General features: G+C 43.6%; 20 protein-coding genes. 10 read left to right on the forward strand and 10 right to left on the reverse strand.

The window, feature by feature from the left end; all coding sequences use genetic code 11:
- From VB118_03930 to VB118_03955, 6 genes are all read left to right on the forward strand, one after another.
- Positions 1-816 (forward strand): hypothetical protein (locus VB118_03930; GenBank protein MEA4831751.1); only part of this gene is annotated, 816 nt, incomplete at its 5' end.
- 208 nt (positions 817-1,024) lie between these two features.
- Positions 1,025-2,137 (forward strand): sn-glycerol-3-phosphate ABC transporter ATP-binding protein UgpC, encoded by a 1,113-nt coding sequence (ugpC, locus tag VB118_03935; protein ID MEA4831752.1) that lies wholly within the window; start codon positions 1,025-1,027, stop codon positions 2,135-2,137.
- A gap of 137 nt (positions 2,138-2,274) precedes the next feature.
- Positions 2,275-3,564 (forward strand): competence/damage-inducible protein A, encoded by a 1,290-nt coding sequence (locus VB118_03940; GenBank protein MEA4831753.1) that lies wholly within the window; start codon positions 2,275-2,277, stop codon positions 3,562-3,564.
- A 120-nt stretch (positions 3,565-3,684) separates the two neighbouring features.
- The gene (locus VB118_03945; GenBank protein ID MEA4831754.1) at positions 3,685-4,557 is read left to right on the forward strand and encodes an ABC transporter ATP-binding protein; all 873 of its coding nucleotides are present in this window, start codon (positions 3,685-3,687) and stop codon (positions 4,555-4,557) included.
- A gap of 12 nt (positions 4,558-4,569) precedes the next feature.
- Positions 4,570-5,370 (forward strand): ABC transporter permease subunit, encoded by an 801-nt coding sequence (locus VB118_03950; GenBank protein MEA4831755.1) that lies wholly within the window; start codon positions 4,570-4,572, stop codon positions 5,368-5,370.
- Positions 5,371-5,390: 20 nt separating this feature from the next.
- The gene (locus tag VB118_03955) at positions 5,391-6,191 is read left to right on the forward strand and encodes an ABC transporter permease subunit (protein ID MEA4831756.1); all 801 of its coding nucleotides are present in this window, start codon (positions 5,391-5,393) and stop codon (positions 6,189-6,191) included.
- Between the two features lie 244 nt (positions 6,192-6,435).
- Here VB118_03955 and VB118_03960 read toward each other — a convergent pair whose 3' ends face one another.
- From VB118_03960 to VB118_03985, 6 genes are all read right to left on the reverse strand, one after another.
- Positions 6,436-6,753 (reverse strand): hypothetical protein, encoded by a 318-nt coding sequence (locus tag VB118_03960; protein MEA4831757.1) that lies wholly within the window; start codon positions 6,751-6,753, stop codon positions 6,436-6,438.
- 79 nt (positions 6,754-6,832) lie between these two features.
- The gene (locus tag VB118_03965; protein ID MEA4831758.1) at positions 6,833-7,822 is read right to left on the reverse strand and encodes a phosphotransferase; all 990 of its coding nucleotides are present in this window, start codon (positions 7,820-7,822) and stop codon (positions 6,833-6,835) included.
- 176 nt (positions 7,823-7,998) lie between these two features.
- The gene (locus VB118_03970; GenBank protein MEA4831759.1) at positions 7,999-8,577 is read right to left on the reverse strand and encodes a histidine phosphatase family protein; all 579 of its coding nucleotides are present in this window, start codon (positions 8,575-8,577) and stop codon (positions 7,999-8,001) included.
- Between the two features lie 110 nt (positions 8,578-8,687).
- Positions 8,688-9,191, reverse strand: a complete 504-nt coding sequence (locus VB118_03975; protein MEA4831760.1) for a GNAT family N-acetyltransferase — start codon at positions 9,189-9,191, stop codon at positions 8,688-8,690.
- 188 nt (positions 9,192-9,379) lie between these two features.
- A complete protein-coding gene (locus VB118_03980; protein ID MEA4831761.1) occupies positions 9,380-9,691 on the reverse strand; it encodes a YbjQ family protein in 312 nt (103 codons plus the stop codon).
- 49 nt (positions 9,692-9,740) lie between these two features.
- Positions 9,741-10,544 carry a YhfC family glutamic-type intramembrane protease gene (locus tag VB118_03985; protein MEA4831762.1) on the reverse strand — a complete coding sequence of 268 codons (804 nt, stop codon included), beginning with the start codon at positions 10,542-10,544 and terminating at the stop codon, positions 9,741-9,743.
- Positions 10,545-10,809: 265 nt separating this feature from the next.
- Here VB118_03985 and VB118_03990 point away from each other — a divergent pair, with 265 nt between their 5' ends.
- On the forward strand, positions 10,810-11,736 hold the full coding sequence (locus tag VB118_03990; protein ID MEA4831763.1) for a ribokinase: 927 nt from the start codon (positions 10,810-10,812) through the stop codon (positions 11,734-11,736).
- A gap of 67 nt (positions 11,737-11,803) precedes the next feature.
- On the forward strand, positions 11,804-12,019 hold the full coding sequence (locus VB118_03995; protein MEA4831764.1) for a cation transporter: 216 nt from the start codon (positions 11,804-11,806) through the stop codon (positions 12,017-12,019).
- A gap of 160 nt (positions 12,020-12,179) precedes the next feature.
- Here VB118_03995 and VB118_04000 read toward each other — a convergent pair whose 3' ends face one another.
- Positions 12,180-13,541 (reverse strand): amino acid carrier protein, encoded by a 1,362-nt coding sequence (locus VB118_04000; protein ID MEA4831765.1) that lies wholly within the window; start codon positions 13,539-13,541, stop codon positions 12,180-12,182.
- Positions 13,542-13,605: 64 nt separating this feature from the next.
- Positions 13,606-14,166, reverse strand: a complete 561-nt coding sequence (locus VB118_04005; GenBank protein ID MEA4831766.1) for a DUF1836 domain-containing protein — start codon at positions 14,164-14,166, stop codon at positions 13,606-13,608.
- 333 nt (positions 14,167-14,499) lie between these two features.
- Between VB118_04005 and VB118_04010 the strand changes: the two genes are divergently transcribed.
- Both VB118_04010 and VB118_04015 read left to right on the forward strand, forming a co-directional pair.
- On the forward strand, positions 14,500-15,780 hold the full coding sequence (locus VB118_04010) for a DegT/DnrJ/EryC1/StrS family aminotransferase (GenBank protein ID MEA4831767.1): 1,281 nt from the start codon (positions 14,500-14,502) through the stop codon (positions 15,778-15,780).
- Between the two features lie 33 nt (positions 15,781-15,813).
- On the forward strand, positions 15,814-16,854 hold the full coding sequence (locus tag VB118_04015) for a Gfo/Idh/MocA family oxidoreductase (protein MEA4831768.1): 1,041 nt from the start codon (positions 15,814-15,816) through the stop codon (positions 16,852-16,854).
- A 182-nt stretch (positions 16,855-17,036) separates the two neighbouring features.
- Here the strand turns inward: VB118_04015 and VB118_04020 are convergent, their stop codons facing one another.
- Both VB118_04020 and VB118_04025 read right to left on the reverse strand, forming a co-directional pair.
- Positions 17,037-17,432, reverse strand: coding sequence for a hypothetical protein (locus VB118_04020; GenBank protein MEA4831769.1), 396 nt, complete (start codon positions 17,430-17,432; stop codon positions 17,037-17,039).
- The gene (locus VB118_04025) at positions 17,429-18,040 is read right to left on the reverse strand and encodes a stage II sporulation protein R (GenBank protein MEA4831770.1); all 612 of its coding nucleotides are present in this window, start codon (positions 18,038-18,040) and stop codon (positions 17,429-17,431) included. Before VB118_04025 ends, VB118_04020 begins: the two co-directional genes overlap by 4 nt.
- Between the last annotated feature and the right edge of the window lie 4 nt (positions 18,041-18,044).

Consider the following 18,044-nt stretch of genomic DNA (forward strand, 5'->3'; position numbering starts at 1 on the left):
GCTCTTATGACTCTCAAGGATTATGATTATACGGATGGTGCGGTTAAGCTTTATGAATTGGGGTTTTTATTTAGCGAAGCGGCCAGATTTCCCACTGCAGAGCTCAGCATATGGGAATGCCCGGGTTCTGACGGTCGTGTCATTGTTTCGTTGACAGATTACGGAGAACGTCTACTGACAAAGGAAGAATCCGCGGAGATCAGGGCAATCTACGCGAAAGCCCATGAAGCCGCGAAATCAAATAACGAGACTTTTTTTAATCATAAGTCACAACAACACCGCCTGCTGCCCGACGGAATCATCTCATTAAGTCATGGAAAATACGATATTGGATTTTACGCTTTTACCTCCGACTTAATAAGTCCCACATTTTGCACCATTATTCCGGGATGTCCGGAAGAAACCTCTCAAAAGCTTTTCTGCTTTGGAAATAAATATGATTTCTTCATATCAAGGGATGACGGAAATACCGATATACCCAAATGCAGTCTTTATCTCACGAAAGGAATCTACTGTAATTATCTTTTTAACGGATATACGCCCAAGGAGGCTGTCGTTAAGATTGTTACCGGCAAATTCGAGGTTTTGTCGGCAGAACAAAAAAGCCCGACGCAATTTCTGCTGACGCTTTCAGATAATTCCGAATATGATTATGCTGTATGCAGAGTTAACGGTTTTATATCAGATTACGGCTGCCTTTTGCCGCCCTATCCGTTAAGCTGGACCAAAGAGGATGTTTTTGTTGTTCTGCTTATGAAAGACGTGAGCCGTGAAGAAGCGCTTAAAGCCGCGGAAGGTTCAAGTTTTGAGTATTGATTATGTACAAAATATGTATATTCCGTCAAAAGCTCTTAAGCTCCGTTCACAAAGCGCAAGCGGTTAAAAATATTTTATGCAAAGTGACTAAAAAAGGCGATTAATATTTGGGGAAATAAACTCTTTCATTTTTCTCTTTTTTCTGTTATATTAGTATAAAGCAAAAAATCAGAATGTTGTAGTGCTTTTTATACACAGGAGGACATATATGGCAAGTTTATCATTGAGGCATCTGTATAAGAAATACCCGGGCGGCGTTGTCGCTGTCAAGGATTTCTGCCTCGAAATCAAAGATAAGGAATTTATTATTCTCGTCGGACCTTCCGGATGCGGAAAATCCACAACGCTCCGTATGATCGCCGGCCTTGAAGAAATATCCGAGGGCGAGCTCTTTATCGGCGACCGTCTTATAAACGACGTTGCCCCGAAGGACAGAGATATCGCGATGGTGTTCCAAAACTACGCTCTTTATCCGCATATGACCGTGTTTGAAAACATGGCTTTCGGACTCAAGCTCCGTAAAACACCTAAAGAAGAAATTAAGCGCCGCGTTGAAGAGGCCGCAAAAATACTCGACATCCTTCACCTGCTTGACAGAAGACCGAAGGCTTTGTCCGGTGGTCAGAGACAGCGTGTCGCGCTCGGACGCGCAATCGTCCGTGAACCGAAGGTATTCCTTCTCGACGAACCGCTTTCCAACCTTGACGCAAAGCTCCGCGCTTCCACGAGAACCGAGCTCACAAAGCTTCATAAGCGTCTCGGCACCACGTTTGTTTACGTTACCCATGACCAGGTCGAGGCTATGACCATGGCATCGCGCATTGTTGTTATGAAGGACGGCGTTATCCAACAGGTCGATTCTCCGCAAAACCTCTATGACCTCCCGGTGAACCAATTTGTCGCCGGATTTATCGGCACACCTCAAATGAACTTCATAAACGGTTCTCTCAAGAAAAAGGGCGAGGATATATACTTTAATTTCGGTACGCATGAGCTTAAGCTTCCCGCCGAAAAGTCAAACAAGCCCGAGGTCCAGGCATATATCGGCAAGGAAGTTGTGGCCGGTCTCCGTACCGAATCCATTCATGACGAACCCATGTATCTCAGCCAGATGTCCGACTGGGTCATCGAAACATATATCGAAGTCACCGAGCTTATGGGCGCGGAAATATTCCTGTTCCTCGTCAACGACGAACAGAATCTCGTCGCGAGAGTTTCTTCCCGTTCCAAATCAAAGGCCGGCGATACAATCAAGGTCGCGCTCGACATTTCCCGTATACATCTCTTCGACAAAGATACCGAAGTTTGCTTCTGCCATTAATTATAATATAGGTTTTGTTCCGGAGCTGCCGCTTATTCTGCGGCGGCTCCTTTCTTTGCATGAGTTTGTTGCTTTTTTTATTTCTCAATGTTATAATAAGTAAACAAGAATCTTTTCCCTGAAAGGAAGCGGTATTCATGTCAAAGTCATACAATGCCGAGATTGTAGCCGTTGGGACAGAGCTGCTGCTTGGCGACATACTCAATACAAACGCGAGGTTTTTATCTAAAGAGCTCGCGCAGATAGGTATAGGCGTTTATTTTCAGACGGTCGTCGGCGACAACCGTGAAAGACTTATCAATGCACTTACACTGGCGTTGAACCGCGCCGATATAGTCATAACCTCCGGCGGACTCGGCCCGACATATGACGATATAACGAAGGAAACGGTATGCGAGCTGCTCGGTATTCCTCTCCTTACAGATGAGGAAACGAAGAAACACATTGAGGAATATTTTATCCGCCGCGGCCGTGTTATGACCGAAAACAACATGAAACAGGCGCTCGTACCGGAAGGCGGAACCGTTTTATATAACGAAAACGGAACCGCGCCGGGGCTGTGTATAAAAAAAGATAATAAAATAGTTTTTATGCTGCCCGGTCCGCCGCGCGAGCTTGAGCCGCTTTTTCTGAAATGCGTCAAACCTATTTTATGCTCGCTGCATACCGACCGTGTTTTCGTATCAAAAACATTGAATATATTCGGAATGGGTGAATCCGCGGTCGAGGCGCGTCTTATCGAATTGATGAAAGCCTCGACAAATCCGACAGTTGCGCCGTACGCAAAGGACGGAGAGGTGCTTTTGCGCATTACCGCCTCCGCCTGTTCAGAGCATGAGGCATCCGCCATGATAGACGCCATGATTGACAAAATCACGTCGGAACTCGGCGAATATGTTTACGGCATCGACGGTGAAAGCCTGCAGAACGTGCTTGTATCGCGTTTTGCCGCACGCGGGCTTACTGTTTCAACGGCCGAATCATGCACCGGGGGGCTCGTCGCGAAGCGTATTACGGAAATCCCCGGATCTTCTCAGGTTATCGGCTGCGGAATTGTCGCTTATTCGAATGACATGAAAATTTCTCTTCTCGGAGTTAATCCGGAAACCATAGAAAAATACGGCGCAGTCAGCGAGCAGACGGCTCGGGAGATGGCCGTCGGGGTACGCAGGGTATCAGGAAGCGATATCGCCGTATCCGTGACCGGAATAGCCGGACCGGGAGGCGGAATACCTGAAAAGCCCGTCGGGCTTGTATATATTGCCGCGGCCTCAGAAGCGGGTGTCGTATGCGAAAAGCTCACGCTCGGAAGGAGCAAAAACGAACGTGAATATGTCCGTTATCTGGCGTCATCCTCCGCGATCGCTTTGGCACTCCGCGTTGCGGATGAGTTTAATGCCGTTCGAGAAAAAGCAGAGCAATTTTAAGATTGACTTTAAAGCCAAAAGATATAGCTTACATTTATTAACTCGGCGATTAAATAATTACCGCTAAAAGTTATCATTGTTTTATGTATAAATAATTATTGCGGAAAGGCGGAAACTGGTATGAACGCAGTCGAAACAAAAGGCTTGACAAAGTATTACGGAAAGCATCGCGGAATCGAGGATGTCACCTTTGAAATCGCGGAAGGTGAAATTTTCGGCTTTATCGGACCCAACGGCGCCGGAAAATCCACCACAATAAGGACGCTGCTCTCGCTGATTCATAAAACAAGCGGCGAGGCGCGCATTTTCGGAATGGACTGCGAGAAGGAAAGCAAGGAAATTTTGTGTCAGATCGGTTATCTGCCCAGCGAGGTATTTTATTATGATAAAATGCGCGCCGCAGATCTGCTTAATTATTCCGCATCCTTTTATAACAAAGAATGTTCTGCCCGTATCAGAGAGCTTGCCGGAATTCTGGAGCTTGACTTGAATAAAAAAATCGAGGACATGAGCCTCGGAAACAAGAAAAAGGTGGGCATAGTTCAGGGGCTTTTGCACAGCCCGCGTCTGATAATACTCGACGAACCGACAAGCGGCCTTGATCCGCTTATGCAGAAAACTTTTTTTGAGTTGATCCGCAGAGAAAACAAAAATGGCGCAACCGTTTTGTTCTCGTCCCATATACTCAGCGAGGTACAGCGTCTTTGCGATCGCGTCGCAATTATAAAGGATGGTCGCATAGTGAAGATTCAGGATATGGCGGAGCTTAGAAACGATGCATGTAAAAAAGTTACGGTGTCGCTGTCTGAAGGAAGCCTTGATGCCGCGGAGCTAAGCGGCGCCGTGAATTTTAACAAGCACGGCGATGAATTTTCTTTCCTGTACAAAGGCGACTGCGGTCAGCTTTTAAAAATTCTTTCGGATAAAAAAGTTATTAACATTGATATCGGAGAACCGGCGCTGGAAGAGATATTCCTGCATTATTATGCTTGAGGAGGCGCCGTAATGAAAGTATACAGCTTCGAACTTAAAAAACAGTTTGCAAATACGCTTGTGTGGATGATTGTGTTGCTCGGCGTGCTTTGGCTGATGCTCAACGGGTTTTATCCGATATTTCTCGACAGCAAGCCCGAAATTGAGGCGATGGTTTCCGCCTTTCCGGAGGGCTTTGCCGCCGCGTTCGGCTTTGATGTCGACGATTTGTTCAGCTATGAGAGCTTTTCGGGAATGGTTTACCTGTATGAGGGCATCCTGGCGGCAATCATGGCTTCAGGAGCAGCTATTGCCGTTTTTGCTCGTGAAAAGCAAAGTAAATGTGTTGATTTCATTATGACCAAGCCGCTGCGCCGTTCGGAGGTATTCGCGCAAAAGCTTCTCTGCTGCCTTACGGTTATCGCCGCGGTAAATATTCCTTATCTTATTCTTTTTTCCGTGGATTACATGAAATTTAACAACGGAAACGGGCCAACAAAGCAAATGGCGCTCAGTATGCTGTGTCTGTTTTTCACTCAGCTTGTATTTCTCTCCTTCGGCATTTTCGCGGCCGTGATCCTGCGCCGTATCCGCTCTGCCTCGGCGCTGGGCGTGGGAATCGGTATGTTTGCCTTTCTTCTGTCCATAGTATATTCTCTGACAGAAAAAGAAATATTCAAGTATATTTCACCGCTTTATTATTTCAGTCCGAATGCCGTCGCGGAAGCCGGAAGCTATGATATACCGTGCGTGTTGACAGCGGTCGCGCTTACCGTGGGGCTTACCGCCGCGGCCTATCTTATATACACAAAAGCCGACATCGCGGCACAGTAAAGTGAGGTGAGTAAGAGATAATGAATATTCTGAAAAAAGAACTGAAGCAAGGACTGAAGCCGTTTTTATTCTGGCTTGCCGGGATCGGATTTCTGATTCTCGGAGGAATGGTAAAGTTCACCGGGGTGCAGGGAGCGGGAAGCGGCTCGATGAGCGATATTCTCGGCAAAATACCAAAGCCTGTCCTTGCCATATTCGGTATGTCCGAGGTCAATATTGAATCCTTCGGCGGATTTTTCTCCGTTCTGCAGTTCTATGCTTTGATCGCCGTATGCTGCTATGCGGTTTATCTCGGCACAAGCTGTGTCCTTCGGGAAAGCGTGGATAAAACATATGAGTTTTTATTTACCAAGCCCTGCGGCAGACTTCACATCTTGTCGATCAAAATGATCTCAGGTATGATTTATCTGGTTTTAATAATTATAATGAGCGGAGTATTCTCATATATGGCGCCTGTCATTTATAATATTGAAAACACCATTTCCGCGGAAATGATTCTTTTCCCGGCGGCAATGCTGCTTATTTCTTTATTCTTCTTCTCGCTGAGCATGGCGTTATCCGCGCTGTTTACACGCTCAGAACGGGCGGTGCAGTCCACATACGGTTTGCTGCTGTTTGCGTATGCTCTTTCGGTTGTATTTGATATGGATACTAAATTTGAAATAGTAAGGTTTTTGACTCCGTTTAAATATTTCCGGTCAAGAGAGCTGGTTTCCGGACAGCTTAATGTCGTATATGTATTTGCGCTTATTCTGATGTCGGGTGTTCTTCTTGCAATTTCCTTCCGCGCCTTTGCGAGAAAGGATTTGATCGCGGCCTGATTAATAAACAAGGTAGACTTTTTCGTGAAAAAGTCTACCGGTCAAAACAAGCAGTTGAGAAATAATAATTTTAATAAGCGGCTATTTTACTTAGCCGCTTATTTTATCGCCTATTTAAATGTGTTATTAACTCGGCATTTAAATAAGCCTTGTTTTACAAGAGAGAAAAACCCATATATCAGAGCCTTTTCTCTCTTTAAGCGGTTATTATTTAAATGCCGAGTTAATAATATGAGTTTTGTGGTTAAATTAATTCAAATAGGAGTAATGTAACCTTTTCTCCTACATCAAGAACAGCTTTGTGTTTACCGATTTCTCCGCTTGGTATAAAGAAGATATCACCCGAAACAAACCTCTCCTTATTACCATTAAAATTTAATTCAAAAGTTCCGTCTAAAACATAACCGGCATGACCACGTAAACACCAATCTGTTTCTATAAAGCCATATGAAAATTCAACCATCCTAATACGTTGATTACCATTAACATATGCTTTATATCGGACTCCAACACCGGCATTTACCCACTCCATTTTCTCAAATTCAATCAGATGATTTTTCATTATGTTCCCCACTATCTTATGTCGTTTGTTTATTATTGTCTATTCCAATTAAAGCTGAAATTATGCTCATGCTGTGAAATTAAAATAATCTTGATAATCTATTTATTAATTCTTCACCTATTATGTTATAATAAATAATATGCTGTATAGTATCTTTTACTTGTTCAATTCCAAGCAATCTTTCTTCTTCTTCATTGCATTCAATCCGTAAAGCTCGTTTAACATTATATTCAAGCCACTTGAGCCTGCCATTATTACTGTAATATAATACCGACCAATCTATTTTACACATTCCAAATATAGCAAAATATGATGATATGAATTGTTCTATGTATTTATAATTTATATTGCAATGCTCATATCCTGACCAACACAATGCCAATTCTAAAAGCTCTAAAAATGGGTTTCCATATTTTAAACATTCCAAATCTATAACGAATGGCTTGTTATTAACCCATAACACATTTTTGACATCCAAATCACCATTAGATATACTTGAAATTACAGGTAATCTCTCATATGATTCATTGCCTTTTGCCTGGCTTTCGATCAGCAGTTTTTTGTGCTGCTGTAACATTTCAACAATCTCAATTGCCTGTGATTTTGCTAAGTTAATATAATAATCCCAATCAATATTAATTTTGCATTTTGTTATACTTTTGTTTGACAACTCTATTTTATGTATTTTGGCTAATAATTCGCCAATGCATTTGCAATGTTCTAATTCAATTTTATTCGAGTTTAAAGCTTTTCCATCAATGAACTCAAATACATAAAAATATTGTCCAGAAATACATTGCATTTTTTTATTATTAAATTTCAAAGCTGGTACAATAGGAATTTCTGCATTAAGTAGTTTTTCTTCTAATTGTTCTGCAATATTATAGTTGTCAAAAACATCAGACCGTTTCATAACCTCTGGATTAAGTAATTTAATTGCATAATCACCTAAACTTGTTTGCACTCGATATATCTTGTGCATAAAACCACCGGAAAGTTTTTCAGGCATACGCGTTAAACAACCTAAATTCAATTCCAAACATATATTATTAAATAAATCATCTGACATTGTTTTACCTCACAATATATAAATAAACTTCTGATTCTTTCATTATTAAAACATCAATTAAATAATATCGTTTTTATAAGAGAGAAAAAACCATATACCAAAGACTTTTCGTTCCTTAATTGGTAATTATATGTATGAAATTATATTGTCTATTCAAATTAAAGCTGAAATTATGCTCATACTGCGAACAAATTAATCTTTTCAATTTCAACACAGGCGTTTTCTTCAAATGACATTTTCACAACCCAAGGCAGGATATTGACCATCGACATAAAATCCTCAAAACCGTATGTATGGTCATAGTAATTTATAATTGTTGATAATGCTGTGCCGTGTGTTCCGATTACTATGCACTTGTCCTTATACTTATTCAAGATTTCATTCAATGCCACTATGTTTCTATGCTGTACCTCGGAAAGGCATTCGCCGTCAGAGAACGTATAATTAAAATCTGCCCATTGCCGCTCCATAAATGAAGTAAATTCTATATTTTCTTTACCCATATTACTATCACTTTTACGTTCACGGAAATCTTCAATGGCTTCTATACGAAATCTATTTTTCTCCGCAAAATTTGCAATAGTATCCACGGCACGTTTGAATGGACTGGAAAAAATGGCATCAACGCTTTTATTTTGCAAAAATTCTGTCACCAAGACACGGTCAGCCATCCCTTTTTCTGTGAGCGGTCTGATTCGACCGTCACGAACGGAATTATCCGATTGCGCGTGTCTGATAAAATATACTGTTGTCATAAACTCTTCACCACTTAATATAAATTATTAATCACGTTTTCATAATGTGATGAAATCGCATTTATCTCTGTATCAATAGTTTTTCCGCATTCTGATAACGGTTGTATTCATTAAAGATATTTAAATAAATATATCTGCGCCACATCATCTTTTCCATTTACACAAGGATGAAATCCAACTGGCGAAAACCCGTTACGAATATAAAACGTTAATGCTCTCCTGTCGTCTGGGTCGTCGGGTGTATCTGTATATAAGCATTCAGCACCACAATCACGCAAATATTTTTCCGCTTCTTGGCATAATAATTTGCCATAACCCTTACTTCTAAATTGCTCTTTCACTTCAAACATACAAATGGTTGCTTTTTTACCAAAGCAAGCTACTTTTTCAAGTCCTTTATCGTATAAAAGATAAATAAATCCAATAGGATTATCATCATCGGAATATAGACACAATGCCTTACCTCCACATAAAAATAAATTTGAAACAAACCTCTTTAACCAATCAACATGTTGTGGATTATTTTCATCATAATGGTCACCGCATTGTACGTCGGATATTTCAAATAAAAATGTATTATAGAATGTATTTTCATCCAAAAATTTAAATTGCATATTTTAATTCACCTCATTTAACAAAAATTATTTTTATTGTTTATTTGTAAGCAGATTATGTAAGCGGTAATTATTTAATTGCCGTTTAATAATCGCTGATGGTAATTCCATATTTATACTCGTTTTGCGTTAAACAGATTAAATGCCGAGTTATTAAAGGACCCTTTTAAAGGGTCCTTTATTTTGCCTTATTGGAATTTAACCGCCGTGCCGTAAGCGACGACCTCCGCGGCCCCCTGCATTATAGATGAGGAAACATATCGGACACCGACAATTGCATCAGCGCCCAAAGCGCCGGCTTCATCTACCATACGCTTGGTTGCCAGAGCCCTGGCTTCATTCATCATCTCTGTGTACGACACAATTTCGCCTCCTACAAGCGTTTTTAAGCCCGCCATAAAGTCCTTGCCGAAATTCTTAGACTGGACAATTCCGCCCTTGACCATGCCGAGAGGAACGCAAGTTTTTCCGGGGATAGATTCAACGGTGACAATAAGCATATATTTTATCTCCTTCAATAAAAATTTTCAGATGTGATCTGATTTTTGCTCAGAATCCCTTTGACAGGGCGTCTTCCGCCGCGTCCTTGGGTATGACCATAACGGGAAATATCTTTTTCAGAAGCAGAGAAACGACAACGGCGGCGACGGCGACGGCGAGGGTTATCGCTTCGCAGATCCATACGGAAATACCGCTTGAAAGAAAAAGAGGTATAACGAAATCTACCGCAAAATGTACACCGAAGCACAATGCGGCTCCTGTCCAGGTTCTTCCCATTACTATGAAATAAGAGAGAATTACAGATAGTGATATCTGAAAAGCAAGCACGAATACTCTTTCAAGCCCGGCGGCAATAAATGATGAAGCGGGAGTATCGCGAAGCGCGGCGATAACGGAATCGTTTATAAGATCGGATGCGGCTCCCGAATTAATCATAATGCTGATGACAAGATTATTTATATATGTCAGTCCGATCAGCGCAATCGATTCTGCACCTCCGTGACCGAGACCGCAGGCAAACGCGCAGTCAAAGCTCAGCCTGTCTTTAAGCAGCCCCTTCAGAATAAGAAGCCTGAACGCCGTTTCAATAAGCGCGGCCGTAAAAGCAAGAAAGATAAAATAAATCAGTTTGTTGCCTTTTACAAATTTGGCAAAGCTATCGGTCTTCCATAAAAGCTGCAGTATTGGAAGGCGTATCACAAACTGGGCAATTATAAATCCGGCGGCGCCTGCGATCACCGGAATTGAAACGCGTTTTCTTGTGCTTCCGAGCCATATCCAAATAGCTATAGGAAGGAGAATCGAAATGACCAGCGTAAAGCAGATCGCGGCAATATTTGACGAGGATATCAATGTAAATCCCTCCATAATACAGTATGTTACTATTATATCATAATATCAGCATATATCAATATGGTAAAGTCTTTCTCAATACTTTATTTTATCGCAAGGATTGACTTATTTTTGAAATATTGTATAATCATATTGTCATAAAAATATTTTTCTGTATTGATTTACGGCTACTTTTATGCCGGATTTTTAAACAGAGCGATTTTATAAAAGCAGCTTTATTCCGCTGAGAATGCTATAAAAATACCAGAACAGGACGGTCAGACTAATGAAATTTTTATGCTACGGCTCTTTGAATATCGACTATGTTTACAATGTCAACCAATTTGTGAAAGCCGGAGAAACAATACCGGCGTATCAGTTTGAAAAACACAGCGGTGGAAAAGGGCTTAATCAGGCGGTCGCGCTTGCAAAGGCAAACGGACGCTATTCAAATGTTGAGAATGTATATCTCGCCGGGAAAATAGCGCAGGACGGAGTTTTTCTCACAAAGGATCTGTCTTATTTCGGTGTTAAAACGGATTATATAAATATTTGCGGAGATAATAATATTCCCACCGGACACGCGATAATTCAGATTAATTCAGAGGGGAATAACTGCATAATCGTATACGGCGGCGTAAACATTTCAATCACAGAGGACGAAGCCAAAAAGGTTTTATCTGGCTTTACTAGGGGAGATTATATCTTCCTTCAGAACGAAATCAATAATATCCCGTATATAATAAGAAAAGCGCGGGAGAATCAAATGGTGATCGTCATGAATCCTTCGCCCGTCACAAAGGAGCTTCTTGAATGCTCGGAGCTGTCAATGGTCGACTGGTTCATACTCAACGAAACGGAAATATATGCTTTTACAGAGGAAAAAGACCCGGTAAGGGCAATGAAAAAGATGTATAAAAAATATCCGAAATCGCGTATTATCCTTACGCTCGGCGCGGACGGCTCGCGCTGTTATGACGGCGAGGATTTTGTGACCTGTCAGGCGTTTCATGTGGATAAAACTGTCGACACAACCGGCGCGGGGGACGCATATGCCGGATATTTCTTCAATGGCATCGCAAACAAAACATCAATTTTTGAAGCGATGAAGCGCGCTTCGCTTGCCGCGGGCGTAACGATCACCCGCAAGGGCGCCGCCGCCACCATACCCTGCACAGACGAGCTGTCCGGATTCGATATGGGTATCTTGTAGGGACAACCCTTGCGGTTGTCCGCCAGCGTTATGATAAATTATTTGTCAGAAAGTTTGAGAAAAAATCATGAAAAAGACTGTTGTTATAAAAGGGATGTCTTGCGCTCATTGTAAAATGCGAACCGAAAAGGCACTGAACGCCATAAAAGGCGTCAAAGCCGAGGTTTCTCTTGAAAAAGGGACAGCGACGGTGACGTTCGATCCTTCCGAAAGCGCGGTGAGCGATTCGGCACTTAAAGAAGCCGTCGAAGCGCTCGGATTCGATGTGGTGTCGATAACGTAAAATAATAAAAGGGAACGAAGAAGGATGATCTCTTCGCTCCCTTTTATTTATAAAATTGATTGTGTAGGGTACGATGCCTTCATCGTACCGTTATATGTTTATTTACATCGTTATAGCGGACAACCGCCGTAGCGGACAACCGCAAGGGTTGTCCCTACGCTCACAATCCCGTTTTCCTATATAATTTATCATTGAGCGCAAGAATCAATAGCGCGGAAAGGTTCGGCAACGCCATAAGCGCATTTAAAATATCGGCGAGGAAAAACGCATTCTTGGTCGTCATAAGTGCTCCGACAAACAGAAGCGCGGAAAACGCGGCGTTAAATGCCTTTTTCCATCGACCGTTGCTTAAAAACGAAAAACATCTTTCGCCATAATAATTCCAGCCGATTATTGAAGTGAACGCGAACAGCGCGAGGCATGATGAAAGCAGAAGCCGTCCCATTTCACCGAGAGTACCTGTAAACGCGAAAAGCGTCACGTCAAAGCCGTAAAGCCCCTGTGTCCATGCCCCGGTTATGAGTACGCACAGTCCGGTAAGTGTGCATACGATAAAGGTGTCGAACAAAGTGCCGCTCATTGATACAAGACCCTGTTCTCCAGGTGTTGCCGAGCCCGCCGCCGCCGCAATAGGCGTGCTGCCGAGCCCGGCTTCGTTTGCGAATATTCCGCGGGTGATTCCTTTTGCCACGGCATCTCTGACCAGCGCGCCGCCGAAGCCGCCCGCCGCAGCCGCCGGAGTGAACGCGCTTTTAAATATCAATGAAAAAGCGGCGGGAATAGCCTCACGATTCATGATAATAACCGCGACAGATGCAAGGATGTAAAGCCCGCCCATGACCGGCACCGCAGCCGCGGAAAACGCGCCGATTCTTTTTATACCGCCGGAAAAAATGGCATATCCGGCCGCCGCAACGATCAGACCCGAGACGAGACGTACCGTCGGAACACATTCTCCGAATATATAAACGAAAGAGAGACATTTTTGATCAAATATGTTTTGCGCTGCAACAGCCACCGAATTTGACTGCGCGGCACATCCGATTCCGAAAAGCGCGGCGCATGCGCCGAAAAACGCGAACAGCTTCGCTCCTGTACGCGCGGCACGCGAATCGGAAAACGCCTTTGATATATAAAAAAACGGACCTCCGATAATTTGTCCGCTTCTGGTTTCTCGGAATTTGACCGCCAGAAAAGCTTCGGCGTATTTTACAGCCATGCCAAAAAACGCCGCGGCCCACATCCAGAAAAGCGCGCCGGGACCGCCGGTTGTGAGCGCGGCGGACACTCCGACGATATTACCGGTCCCTATGGTGGCGGAAAGTGAGGTGCAAAGCGCACGGAAAGGCGCGATTGCCGCTCCGTCTTTATCCGAAACAGAGCCGGAAGATCCGAAAGTAAGCTTAAGCCCGCACGCCAATCCGCGCATCTGAATAAAACGGGTGCGAAAAGAATATACCGCTCCGCAGATCAGTATAAGAGCCGCGAGCGGCAAAAAAATATATGATTCGGTGTTCGTCATTTCACGCTCCGGAACAGGCAAGTTTTTTATTTATTACAACTTATATTCCGATGCGCGGCAAATATTACTTTTTCTGAAGATTCTGAGTGCTCTTTTTCACAAAAAGCTTCATTATCACCGTAAATATAGCCATCTTTACCGTGACAAAATCTTTTTCGCTGCTTTTCGCGTCAGCAACAGGGATCTCTCCTGAGATCAGCTCATTTATAACAGCGATGGCCTTTTCGGTTTCTTCACAGAATTTATCGTAAAGTTCTCCGACGCTGCGAGTTTTTAGATTGTGAGACATGAAGTCTCCAATCTCATTTATTGAGTATACCTGTTTTAAAGCGCAAATAATAAAAAGATACGCATAATGATCCTTGCCGTATCGCTTTCTTTTCGGACGCGGAACGGCCTCGTGCTTCACATAGTTATTAATCATCGAAGCGGTTATTGGCGTTTCACATATTTTTCCGTCGCTTAAATACAGAACCGACAAATTCTTGTCGAGAATGCTGACGAGCTGGTCAATATATAGATCTATATCAGGCAGATCGCTGTATCTCGGAAATCTATGATTCTTTATGGATGCATACCACGCGGCGACATCAGCCGATTTTTCTTTTTCAGCGATTTCAGACATTTCATCGAATCCCTTCAGAGTAGTATTTATATTCGTTTTGTTAACTCGGTAATTAAATAATTACCGCAAGATAAAGATTATTTAATTGCCATTTTAATAACTATATTATACTTTTTGCGATTCTTTTTGTCAATGAAATTTTCCGTGTCGAAGCATCATAATGACAAAACAGTCTTTTGATTATGTTATTTAATACGCATTATTTGAAATTCCCATTGACTTTTTAACATAAAAATTGTACAATTAAAGCGATAGTAATTCAAAGCAATTTTGCGAATATAAGACATTACGCAGAGTAAATATAACGGCTGAAAGCTGAAAGGATTTTAAATCATGGCAGAAAAAAAAGATCTCGCAATGAATGGCGCCGGAATATCTGAAATCGGATTTCCGATGTGGCCTCAGTTTAATCCGGATACATATACGGACATTCTCGAGCCCTTGAAAACCGGAAAAGTTAATTATTGGACTGGTCATAAAGGGATGGAATTTGAAGAAGCCTGGGCAAAATGGATCGGCGCGAAGATGGCCATTTCCTGCACCAACGGAACCTCCGCGCTTCATATCGCAATATCATCGCTCGGCATCGGCCCCGGCGACGAGGTGATCGTTCCTTCATATTCGTTTATTGCTTCCTCCTTCGCTATTGTACAGGCCGGAGCAATCCCGGTTTTCTGCGATGTCACAGAGGATCACACCATTGATCCCGCCTGCATCGAAGCTCTCATTACCGAGCGCACGAGAGGTATCGTCGTAGTGCATCTGTACGGCATCATCGCCGATATGGGGCCGATACTCGCGATTGCGAAAAAGAACAATCTTAAGGTCATCGAAGATTGTGCGCAATGCTTCGGCGGCGAATACAACGGAATTAAATCAGGCATGATAGGCGATGTCGGCTGCTTCTCCTTCTGTCAGTCAAAGCACTTCACGACCGGCGGGGAAGGCGGAATGGTCGTCACCAATAATGAGAATCTCGGCTGGGAATGCCGCAGCTTCCGCGACCACGGCTATGATGTAAAAAAGCGTATGAACATGCTTGCACTGGAAGAAAAGCTCCCTTATATACACACAAGAATAGGCTTTAATTACAGAATGACCGAAATTCAGTCCGTGATCGGAATCAACGAGCTGAAGCGTTTCGATTCCTGGAATCTCAAACGCAGATTTGAATACGCGGCGATGTACGACAAGGCTTTTGCCGGCATGAAAGGCATTAAAAAACTGCCCGTAAACACGGCAGAACGGAAGTGCTCGTACTGGTGGTATCCGATACTGATCGACCTTGATTCGCTTGACTGTCAGGCCGACACAATCCTCAAGGATCTTCTCGCCATTAAAATCCCCTGCTACGGCATACAGTGGCCCGAAGCATACGAAGAAAAGGCATATATTGAGCATAAGGGCTTCGGAGAGGCGAATTTTCCCTTCGATTCCGAAGAATACACCGATCCGTCCGCTGTTGATTACGCGAAATACAAATGCCCCGTCGCTCACAAGCTGCGTTTTGAGACGGTCTGTCTTTTCCTTCATCCGTCGTGGGAAAAGATTCACATCGAACGCTGCATAGAGGGTCTTACGACCGTAATAAAGGCTCACCTTAAAAAAAAATAATATAATAACCATAATTCGAAAGGAATTTTAGTAATGAAAAAAGTAAAATGGGGCGTCCTTGGCGCCGGAGGAATTGCCGACAGGAGAACGCTTCCCGGAATGATGCTCGCCAATAACGCCGAGCTTGTCGCGGTAATGGAAGTCAACAAGGATTTCGCGGAAAAGCTCCGCGTTAAATACAATGCAAAGCGCGCTTATGACAATACGCAGGACCTTGTCAATGATCCCGAAATTGAAGCGATTTACATCGCCTCTCCCGTTATCTATCACAAGGAGCAGGTCATCGCGGCTGCCAAAGCGAAAAAGCACCTGCTCGTAGAAAAGCCAATCGCCATGACCATAGACGATTGCAACGAGCTTGTCAATGCATGCAATAAAGCGGGCGTATTGAGCGCAACCGGATTCATGATGCGTTACGGCGCATATAATATGGCAATGAAAAAGCTTGTTTCCGAAGGCGCTATCGGACAGATCGTCTCCGCCAGAGGACAGCTCACCTGCTGGTATCCCGAAATTCCGGGCGCTTGGCGTCAGAACAAATCGCTTTCCGGCGGCGGCGCGCTCATCGATATGGGCATCCATTGCATCGATTTAATCGAATATATCACCGGATCAAAGACCGTCGCAACCTTCGGAATAAACGAAACCAAGACATTCAAATATAATGTCGACGATTCTTCCAATATTCTACTCAAGCTCTCCAACGGCGCCACGGCGTATGTCGACTCCAACTTCAACATACCCGACGCGGCCGCCAAATGCCGCCTCGAATTCTATGGTACGCGCGGAAGCATTCTCGCCGAAGGAACTATCGGTCAGATTGACGGCGGGAAAATTGACGTCGTCATTTCCGAAGCCGGCGGTTACGATGCCGCCCAAAATCGCAACGATGTCACTCCGCTCGAAGTAAAAGTGGATTTCGGCAATATGTATACGCGTGAGATTGAATCCTTCTCGAATTCCATCCTCACCGGAGCCCCGGTTCAGGTGCCTATGACAGACGCCGTATGGATTCAGAAGGTCGTAGAAGCCGCATACAAGTCCGGCGAGACCGGAACTCTTGTTACTCTCTGAGATAAAGTAGTTATAGCTTTCCGGATGCCTTTTACAAAGGTCCCGGATATGCGAAAACATTATTCGCGTTGCGCGGATATGAATTTTATTAAGATTTATGTAAACAATGCTTCCCCGGAACGGTTAAATACCAATTCCGGGGAAGCGTTTTATTTCTTAATGATCATGTCCTCTTGGGTGAGTCAAACGGCAGCGCCGCTTGGTTCCTTATCCGCCATTATATTAAGTGCCGTGAGAACGCCGACGGAAAGAAGCATCCATAAAAAGCAGAACAGCGGGCAGACCTGTCCGAGTATATTTCCGGGTTGAGCGGAATAATCCCACACCTCCATTTTAAATACAATATTTACAAGGCAGCCCACAATAAATTCGACTTCGGTAATAAACACGGCGCAGATGGCGGCTTTTATTGAAAGACGCAGCATTGACAGCCGGTTTATCGCATATATTCCGCACAGACATATTCCTCCGGTAAGAGCCATGCTCCAATGCGTACGTCCGCGGTATACAAGTTCAATAAGGCTGTATCCGGCCGCACCGACGGCGAAAATGGAGGGGTATTTCAGAATGGCTTTCATTTGCACTTCTTCCTTTCACAAAGCTCTCCGAGTTTGTCTACAATCCAGAATTTGATTTTATACCGGTTTCGTCCGGAGGTCAGCATCTTTGCGGTTTCTTCTGAAATACCCACTCCGCAAAGAGCTTCGGTTGCTCGCGCACTGTTCAGGCAAAGCGGCGGAAACAACACACACCACCAGTTTTTGCCCTTGCCGGAGCCTATGATCACCTTCAGGGAAATATATTCGCCTGCCGGGAGACTTACACCTTCATATATGCGCATCGGATAATACTCCGTGCAAAGCTCTACTTCGGCTTTGTCGTCAAAGCCCTTTTCCTCAAGGACTCCGTCCGCCACAGACTTAAGCGCGTCACCTTCAAGTAAAAACAATCTCTTCGCTTCGGTGACATTACTGACGGAGCCGAAGTTATTTCTGGCAAATTCAAGTATGGCATCGCGTACATTAAGCTTAACCGCCTGATCGTCATCGGAATCGGAATCCGCTATGACATGAAGCCTTATAACCCCGTCATATATTTCTCCGGCGGTCTTCATCGGCAAAGCGTAAGCTATTAAAATTACAGATATAAGTACAAACAACACACCTTCAACAACGGTGTTTCTCATAAAT

This window comes from Oscillospiraceae bacterium (genome assembly GCA_034925865.1).
Taxonomy (GTDB): Bacteria; Bacillota; Clostridia; order Oscillospirales; family SIG627; genus SIG704.